Below are 8,907 nucleotides of genomic sequence, written 5' to 3' on the forward strand. Positions count from 1 at the left end.
ATCGTCTCCAATGTAGGCACATCACCACAACAAGCCATCACCACATCAGGTGTTGCATCTACGCTATTACCCGCCCATTGCCAAATGCCAATCCCTGCCTCACAATGTTTAACAGCTGCCACCATATCTAACCATTGCGGCGCAGGATGCTTGCCTGCAATAACTACATTAACGTAATGACGACTTCGCAAACAATGATCCATTACCGACAGCAAGCAGTTAGCATCAGGCGGTAAATAAACGCGCACAATTTCAGCTTTTTTATTAATAACATGATCGATAAAACCCGGATCTTGATGGGTAAAACCGTTGTGATCTTGTCGCCATACATGCGATGCCAGTAAATAATTAAGTGAAGCTATTTTTTTACGCCATGGTAAACCTGCCGCCACTTTTAACCATTTAGCATGTTGATTAAACATCGAGTCAATAATATGAATAAACGCTTCATAACTATTAAACAAACCATGGCGGCCGGTTAATAAATATCCTTCAAGCCAACCTTCGCATTGATGTTCACTCAGCATTTCCATTACTCTGCCACTAGGCGAAAGCTGCTCATCGTTGCTATGGGTTGCTGCATTCCACTGTCTATCGGTTACCTCTAACAGTGCACCTAAACCATTGGATACTGTTTCGTCGGGTCCAAATACTCTAAAATTACGTTGCTCGTCATTAAGCTCAACTATATCTCTCAAAAATGGACCTAAAACTCTGGTATCACCAATTCCGCGTATACCGGGAGAGATTACTTCGCATGCATAATCGCGAAAATCAGGCATATGTAAATCTTCTAGCAGCAACCCACCATTCGCATGAGGATTTGCCCCCATACGGCGATTCCCCGTTGGGGCCAATTCAGCAAGCTCTGGTAATAAACGCCCTTGTGAATCGAAAAGTGTTTCTGGATGATAGCTACGCAGCCAGCTTTCTAATAATTGCAAATGATCTGGATGAGCTGATGGGCTAGAAATAGGAACCTGATGCGCACGCGATGTTCCCTCTATCTGAAAACCATCTACGAGCTTTGGACCCGTCCACCCTTTAGGTGAAATGAGGATAATCATTGGCCAACGTGGACGAGTTGGATCGTTATTATCGAGAGCATCTTTTTTTATTTTTTTTATTTGATGTATTGCGACATCAAGTGCTTTAGCCATAGCCTGATGCATTAGCTCAGGCTCATGTCCTTCAACAAAAATAGGGCTCCAGCCATAACCAAACATTAATTGCTCTAATTCTTCATGGGTAATACGCGCTAAAACGGTAGGATTCGCAATTTTATACCCATTCAAATGCAATATAGGGAGAACAGCACCGTCACTGATAGGATTAAGAAACTTATTAGAATGCCATGCAGTTGCAATTGGCCCTGTTTCTGCCTCACCATCACCCACCACACAAGCAACTATTAAGTCTGGATTATCAAATACAGCTCCAAATGAATGACTCAAAGAATAGCCCAGCTCGCCACCTTCATGAATCGAGCCCGGACACTCGGGCGACACATGACTAGGAATGCCACCGGGAAACGAAAACTGTAAAAACAGTTTTTGCATACCTGCTTTATCTTGGCTTATATCAGGGTAAATTTCACTGTAGGTGCCCTCAAGATAGGTATTAGCAACCATAGCTTGCCCGCCATGCCCTGGGCCAGATACATAAATCATATTTAGATCGTGTATTTTAATAACACGATTTAAATGCGCATAAATAAAATTTTGCCCGGGTGTTGTTCCCCAGTGCCCAAGCAACATATTTTTAATATCACTTAGTATCAGTGGGCGCTCTAAAAGTGGGTTATCGCATAAATAAATTTGACCTACCGACAGGTAATTCGTGGCACGCCAATATGCGTCAATTAACTCTAATTCTTTTGATGTTAATGAAGGAAGAATCATATGCAGGGTTTCCATCTTGTCGCATCCAAAAATGCTTAAGCCATGCTCTATATAAGAGCATGGCGAGGATTAGCCAGCGCACTAACTACGCAGTGGTAGTTATGTCCTGTTTTTTTTGCTCGAATTCTTTTTTGTCAATATCGCCGCTGGCGTATCTTTCATTAAGAATATCAATTGCTGTTTTATTAGACTCTAACCCATAGCGTCTATGGGTTCGGTAGCTATAACCCCAATGGCTTAAACTCGATATGAGCAATAACCACATACCAAACCATAAAAACCAACCCCAACCTGAGTACCACTCACTCCAAAACTCATGACCCATTTTAATCTCCACTTAAAATATGGAACGCAAAACACTTACACCCCAATTAATACAATGAGTGTAAGTGAGTGATATTATTGGTTCTGTTCGCTAGCGTACGCATTTATTATTGTTAATCATAAGCAGTTGTTTTATTGAGTATTTACTTGCTGTTTCTATTAAATTTTGTTTCTATTAAAGTTAATTTCTATTAAGCCAACCTTTACGCCAAAAAATAAATATCATTGCTGCCGTTATCAAAATAAAAACACACCACAAAACGGGATATGCCCAAGTCCAGTTTAGCTCTGGCATGTATTTAAAGTTCATTCCATAAATTCCAGCTATAAATGTTAACGGTATAAAAACAGAAGATATAATAGTAAGCACTTTCATAATTTCATTCATACGATTTGAAATAGCTGACATGTATAGCTCACTTAAACCGCTTACCATTTCACGGTATGACTCAATAATTTCAACAATTTGAATATTATGCTCATACACATCTCTAAGGTAAGGGCGCGTAGAGTCATCTATTCTGCCTCCTTCCTCGCGATACAAATGGTCGATAACCTCTCGCATAGGCCAAACAATTCTTCTTAATAATGCCAATTCTCGTTTAATACTATGGATATGATGCAGTACGTGGGGAGTTGGATTTTCAAGTGTTGTTACTTCAAGTTCCTCAAGGATATCGCCATATTGTTCAAGTACCGGAAAACATTTATCAACCAGTTCATCAAGTAATGCATAAAGTAAATAACCAGTACCATTTTTGCGAATACGACGATTTTCTGTATGCAAACGACCGCGAACGGATTGCCACACGTCTCCTGGTTTTTCTTGAAAACTCAGTAAAACATTGTCATATAAAAGTAAGCTAACTTGCTCAATATCAAGGATTGTATTATTGGGCTCATGCGTCTCTAGCTTCAACATGCTTAATACAACAAATAAATGATCGTCAAAAAATTCGATACGAGGTCGCTGAGGTACATGTAAAATATCTTCTGCGGTGAGCGTATGAAATGCGAAATGATGTTGAAGTAAACCAACAATATAAGAGTCTGTATTACTCACGTGGATCCACCTCACCGTTGCCCACTCAGGTTGGGGAGTTTTTAAAAACTCATCAATATCGCTAACCTCTTTGGCTTCTATACGGCTAGCTGAATAATCTATATAACGTATAACAGCATTGTTTGATCTTGTTGGCGCTAAAACACCAGCAACGTATTCAACTTTGGGTGACGGCCCAGAAATAGTGTTATATTTATGTTTTCTCGACTTGCGCACGTTATATAGCCCCAATGCTGGAGCACCCAACTTTCTCTTTTTATTATGTATTAACATTATATGCTCGATTACTTTATTTAAAGTTAGCTGAATAAAGTGAGTATTCTCAACACTTACAGCGCGAATAAAAGTCAGTCACAAAGCCACGCTACTCAAAAATAAGCATAGAGTCCGTGCGCTAACACTCAAATATAATGCCAGTTTTAAAAATACACTTCGCACGTTCTAATTATTCTTGTTATAGCGCTACCTAAAAATCAATGAAAAATAACATTGCTTGTTCGTCAGCGCACAGACCTTTGTTTTTCAAAAGCCGAAACTGGAAATATTAATCTACTTATCGTTTGTACTTTACAGCTTATAAAGCATGGTTTTTATAGATAAGCATTAGGGTCTGTTGACCTTTTAAGATAGAAATTTGTTCTATCTAGAGGCTATTTAATCGCGGCGCAAGGTTTGCAACCTAGCGGGCTCGGTAAAAACCGAGCAAAGCTTCCGCATCCAGCTCACGCTCTAGGACAAACCCAAAGGGCTGCGCATGTTTAACCTCAAAAGATAAACGTGCCCTAAATAAGAAGAAAGCACTTGATAAGCAAATGCGCGTTAAAAACTGCAAAAATAATGCATTACAAATGCAAATAACCCACTAAAAAGGATCGTTATTATGTTACGTAGTATGAAAGACTTAGAAGGTTGTGCAATCGCTGCTAGTGACGGTATTGTAGGCAAAGAAAAAGATTTTTTGTTTGATGACCTAGCATGGGTGATACGTTATTTTGTTGTAGAAACAGGCACGTGGCTATCGAGTCGCAAAGTTTTAATTTCCCCTATTGCGGTGCAAAACCCAAATTGGGATGAAAAGATTTTCCCTGTTTTAATCAGTAAAGACCAAGTTAAAAATAGTCCTGGTATTGATACTAATAAACCCGTTTCACGACAACATGAAATGGATTACCTAAACTACTATGGATACCCGTATTACTGGATCGGTACTAATTTTTGGGGAAGCGGGATATATCCCTACTCCTTATATCCTGGCAATGACATTTTTGAACATAGTGTCGAAGGTGCCCGCAGCGCAAATCTAATTCATAAAAGTATAAAAAGCCAGCATGATCAAAAAGGGGATCCTAATCTTCGTAGTTGCAAAGCTATTATTGGCTATAACATACACGCTAAAGACGGAGACATTGGCCATGTATCAGGATTTTTAGTTGAAGAAAATACATGGGCGGTTCGTTACCTAATTGTTGAGACGAGCAATTGGTGGGGAGGACATCAAGCACTTATCCCGTCAGCATGGATTTACGAAGTGCAATGGCTCGACAACTCAATTTCAACTGATTTAGTTCGTAAAGCGATAAAAGATGCGCCGGTATATGAGCCAAATAAAGAGATAACTCAGGACTTTGAAGCAGCTGTTTTTCATCACTATGAACTTGCTGCATACTGGGAAAAAATTGCTAAAACAGTAAAATAAACAAAGTTAAAACGGGCACAAATCCCAAAACAAGCGTGTCTTAATCTGCCTTTTATAACACTCTTACCAAGCAAATTTTCAAGGATGATATTTGCTTTTTATACTTAAAAATATTTCCTCCAAATGTTACTTGTAAAACTCAGGTAAAACTCAGGTAAAATTCAAATAAAATAAGAGCAATACACATCAATATAAAAACAATTTTTGATTAGAGTTTAAATTGTATTCAATTAAATCCTCTTTATAAGAAAAACCGTAGTTGAGTAAATCACTTATACTATCAATACTCGTATCTGCCTTTCGATAGGTCAGTAGTTGCTTAATATCGTGGGCATAATGTCCTTGACGTGGAAATATAGTTGTTAATTCATTTTTCCACTGCGCTTTCATAGCAGCTAAAATACGTAACTTATCATCTACCATTACATAATGTTTCGCGGGGTACTGCTCTTTTATTGCTGCAAGCATTTGCTCTTTGTGAACATATATCAACACCCTTCCCTCCACTGCATCCCATAAACCGGAGCGTAAAATTTTAAGTGGTTGTAATACAATATCGCCATCAGACAAAATAACGGTGGGGCCAAATTGTTGTAAATGTTCAATCACAGCAAGTGCGTTAGGATAAAGCCTTTCTTTATATGGATAATTAATTAAAAAAGAAGAAATCAGATGCAGTCTCGGATCATCAGAATGTTCCATTCGATAACACTGTAGTGCGCCCAAATAGTCGGCATAACCGAGTTCTTTACGAAGTTTTTCAAAAATAGACCAGTAATGGTCACTATTTTCACAACCAAATTCACCTTCTAAAAAATCTTTCAAATGGCTTAAAATAGTATCGCTATCGAGCAATGTATTATCAACATCCAGTAAAAATACGATATCGGGAACTGTTTGCACGCGCTGTCCTTAAAATAATTTAAGTACTTTATATTTTATTATATGAGTTTATTAATATTGACTCTGTACGGTATCGCGCCAAACAGCATATTATAAAAGTAAATATGTTTACCACTTGTCACCTTCTCAAAATTACTATAAATACAGATAATGGGTAATTTATGTTCGCTGTGGCACAGACTCAAAATTACAAAGGCATTAGGATAAAGCGGTCATACAAATTGTAGAATAGTCTTTTAAGCTATACGTAGTACTGCTTTTATACCAATCTGCTTAATTAGGTGAGCTATTTTGAGGTAAGAAAACCGTGTCGATAACAAGGCAAAAATTTCGTTATTTAGTTGTTCTTTTTCAGAAATTTTTAACACAGTTAGCGTCAGGTTTATGCCCTCAAATTGATCAAGTATTATTGCACATTGGTATTACTATGATAAATCGAGCTTACATTCCACTTAAGATTGAGAATGATGTAACTACACTCAATGTTTTAATTTGGTATTAAGTTTTTTATTTTATCGAGTAATATTTTAGGAATAATCACATGAGTAATAACATCTCAAGTAATTCAGTATCAAAAACTAAACCTAATTTGAATAAAGAAGGTCTCAGCCGACATGACATGATTGAAGCTAAAGCTTACTCATTAGCCAGTGATCGTGACTTTACCGGTGACAATCACTTAAATGATTGGCTTGAAGCTGAAAAGGAAGTAGACGGACAACTACCAAAGTAGGTTAAATGTAAAAAGCCCAGTAACAGCAGAACATACACAAATTTTAAACCGAATATATTTATATTCGGTTTATAAATTTATTTTAGAGCCCAGGCTCAATGAACAACTTGCTAGGCTGTTCTTTTGACGCTCTTAAACATTTATTTGATTCCAAAATATATTAACTGATAATGGATAGTTTTCTAACGTTAGGTTTTTTTTCCATATAAGACTCCAACCTGTCTGTTTCTCTTTTTACAACCTCATAGCACTCGCATGACTGAGATTCTAATTGAGGTCGGTCTATCACACTAATATGACCACGTTTATAAGTGATAATACCCAGCTTTTGTAGTTTACCAGCGGCCTCAGTTACTCCCTCACGTCTTACGCCTAACATATTTGCTATTAGCTCTTGAGTCATTATTAAATTGTTACTCGGTAAACGGTCAATCGATAGTAAAAGCCAGCGGCTTAGTTGTTGCACTATACTATGATGTCGATTACAAACTGCGGTTTGCGCTGTTTGGGTAATTAATGATTGCGTGTAACGTAACATGAGCATACGCATATCAGGCTCGCTATTAAATTGCCTGCGTAATTCACAAGCGGGTAAGCGATAAGCAGTACCAGCACTTTGCACAATAGCCCGGTTAGGAGTGCTTTCTCCCCCCATAAATACAGCTATACCTACAACCCCTTCATTACCGATAACTGATATTTCAGCAGATGAGCCATCAATCATCACATACAATAATGAAACAATACTATCTATTGGAAAATAAACGTAATCGAGCTTTTCACTTGTTTCATAAATAACTTCTCCAAGGGATAAATTGACTCGCTTTAAAAGCGGAAACATGCGGTGTTGTGCGTCAGTAGATAAAGCATTAAGCAGTTTGTTCTTCAATTGACCCATCTAATGTGAATTTCCTTTTTATATGCCCAACTTATAACTAATAAAACCTAAAAGTAATGGCTTTGAAAGTATGTAAGTCAGGATATTTTAATAATAAACTCGGATTTGTTTATACAGTTATTAGGCGCTAGAAATGAAAGGTCGTTGCTTTTTGATAATAAAAATTGTTCTATTTTTATTAAAGAATTTTAAGGTGCCTTTAATTATTTTATATACGTTTATTCACTTTAAATATAAGCCGACACTCCCAGCTGTACTTCACTGAAATAATAAAATACTCAATATAACAAGGCGAATATGTACGCTAACACACATAGTCTAAATTTATCTGCCTTTAGTTGATATATATGCATAATGGTTGATGAAATTTAAAGATAATCCACACCATAACATGGCGACAACTCACTGTTATAAAACACAAAATAGAACTCTACTATTAGACTATGTGTGTTGACGAACCGACCCTTAACGAAGCTTGTTATATGTTGATGTATGTATTCAACAATAAGATAAACTTTATGAATATTTTTAATGATTACTTGCTCACCTCTAATAACCAAAATAATTTAAAACATCTTTTTTTAAATCCAGTGATAAATTTAACCGTCAATATCTTCACTACGACGTTTAGTCTCAAGTATTTACCACGATGAATAAAAATAAGCTTATCAACATCCTTTCGCCATTTTTCCCTTGGCTTAAATCAGCTCCCCCAAAAAAACAAATCCCCATTCGATCAACACTATTTTAGATGAGCTAATGCCCTTTATTGAAGGTCGCCCCCTTAAAGACGACGAAGAATCCTATTACGACTTACCTTCTGTGAGTGCAGCAAGGTCGAGCCTTTACCAGCATTGCGTGTTGGCAATTGAGCATGGTTTACACTTTGGAGAAAAAGGTTTACCGTTAATGGGCTCAGGAGATTGGAATGATGGTATGAGCCTTGTAGGAATACACGGCAAAGGCGAAAGCGTTTGGCTGGGGTTCTTTTTATATAAAATACTACAAGAATTTTCACCTATTGCTGCATTACATGGCGATATAGAGTTTGCTACTCGTTGTGACGATGAAGCACAAAAACTACAAGGTTACCTAGCTAAACACGCATGGGACGGAGCTTGGTATCGTCGCGCATGGTTTGACGACGGAACCGCGTTGGGCTCATCACAAAGCCCAGAGTGCACTATTGACTCAATAGCGCAAAGTTGGTCAGTGCTCTCTGGTGCAGCTAATAATGAGCGCTCTACGCAAGCAATGTCGTCTTTGTATCAGCATTTGGTCAATAGCGATGATAAATTAATCCAATTACTCAATCCGCCTTTTGATAAATCAAAAATGAACCCTGGTTATATAAAAGGTTACGTCCCGGGCGTGCGCGAAAATGGCGGG

At 37.7% G+C, this 8,907-nt stretch carries 7 protein-coding genes and 1 pseudogene; 3 read left to right on the forward strand and 5 right to left on the reverse strand.

Annotated features, from left to right (window positions below; genetic code table 11):
* From L647_RS0100555 to corA, 3 genes are all read right to left on the reverse strand, one after another.
* On the reverse strand, window positions 1-1,916 hold a 1,916-nt coding region (locus tag L647_RS0100555), incomplete at its 3' end, for a phosphoketolase family protein (RefSeq protein WP_033024159.1).
* A 70-nt stretch (window positions 1,917-1,986) separates the two neighbouring features.
* A complete protein-coding gene (locus L647_RS0100560) occupies window positions 1,987-2,226 on the reverse strand; it encodes an SHOCT domain-containing protein (protein WP_008168384.1) in 240 nt (79 codons plus the stop codon).
* Between the two features lie 180 nt (window positions 2,227-2,406).
* Window positions 2,407-3,504, reverse strand: a complete 1,098-nt coding sequence (gene corA, locus L647_RS0100565) for a magnesium/cobalt transporter CorA (protein ID WP_225305725.1) — start codon at window positions 3,502-3,504, stop codon at window positions 2,407-2,409.
* A 664-nt stretch (window positions 3,505-4,168) separates the two neighbouring features.
* Between corA and L647_RS0100570 the strand changes: the two genes are divergently transcribed.
* Window positions 4,169-4,984 (forward strand): PRC-barrel domain-containing protein, encoded by an 816-nt coding sequence (locus tag L647_RS0100570; protein WP_010552598.1) that lies wholly within the window; start codon window positions 4,169-4,171, stop codon window positions 4,982-4,984.
* Window positions 4,985-5,170: 186 nt separating this feature from the next.
* Here L647_RS0100570 and L647_RS0100575 read toward each other — a convergent pair whose 3' ends face one another.
* Complete coding sequence (locus tag L647_RS0100575) at window positions 5,171-5,887, reverse strand: HAD family hydrolase (RefSeq protein ID WP_024609484.1); 717 nt, start codon at window positions 5,885-5,887, stop codon at window positions 5,171-5,173.
* A gap of 541 nt (window positions 5,888-6,428) precedes the next feature.
* Between L647_RS0100575 and L647_RS0100580 the strand changes: the two genes are divergently transcribed.
* Window positions 6,429-6,620 (forward strand): DUF2934 domain-containing protein, encoded by a 192-nt coding sequence (locus tag L647_RS0100580; RefSeq protein WP_024590348.1) that lies wholly within the window; start codon window positions 6,429-6,431, stop codon window positions 6,618-6,620.
* Window positions 6,621-6,780: 160 nt separating this feature from the next.
* Here L647_RS0100580 and L647_RS0100585 read toward each other — a convergent pair whose 3' ends face one another.
* Window positions 6,781-7,518 carry a Crp/Fnr family transcriptional regulator gene (locus tag L647_RS0100585; RefSeq protein WP_024590349.1) on the reverse strand — a complete coding sequence of 246 codons (738 nt, stop codon included), beginning with the start codon at window positions 7,516-7,518 and terminating at the stop codon, window positions 6,781-6,783.
* 744 nt (window positions 7,519-8,262) lie between these two features.
* On the opposite strand from L647_RS0100585, the pseudogene L647_RS0100590 reads away from it, so the two are divergent.
* Window positions 8,263-8,907, forward strand: a pseudogene (locus L647_RS0100590) (hypothetical protein); the annotation flags it as partial.

It is taken from the genome of Pseudoalteromonas sp. TB64 (assembly GCF_000498095.1).
Taxonomy (GTDB): domain Bacteria; phylum Pseudomonadota; class Gammaproteobacteria; order Enterobacterales; family Alteromonadaceae; genus Pseudoalteromonas.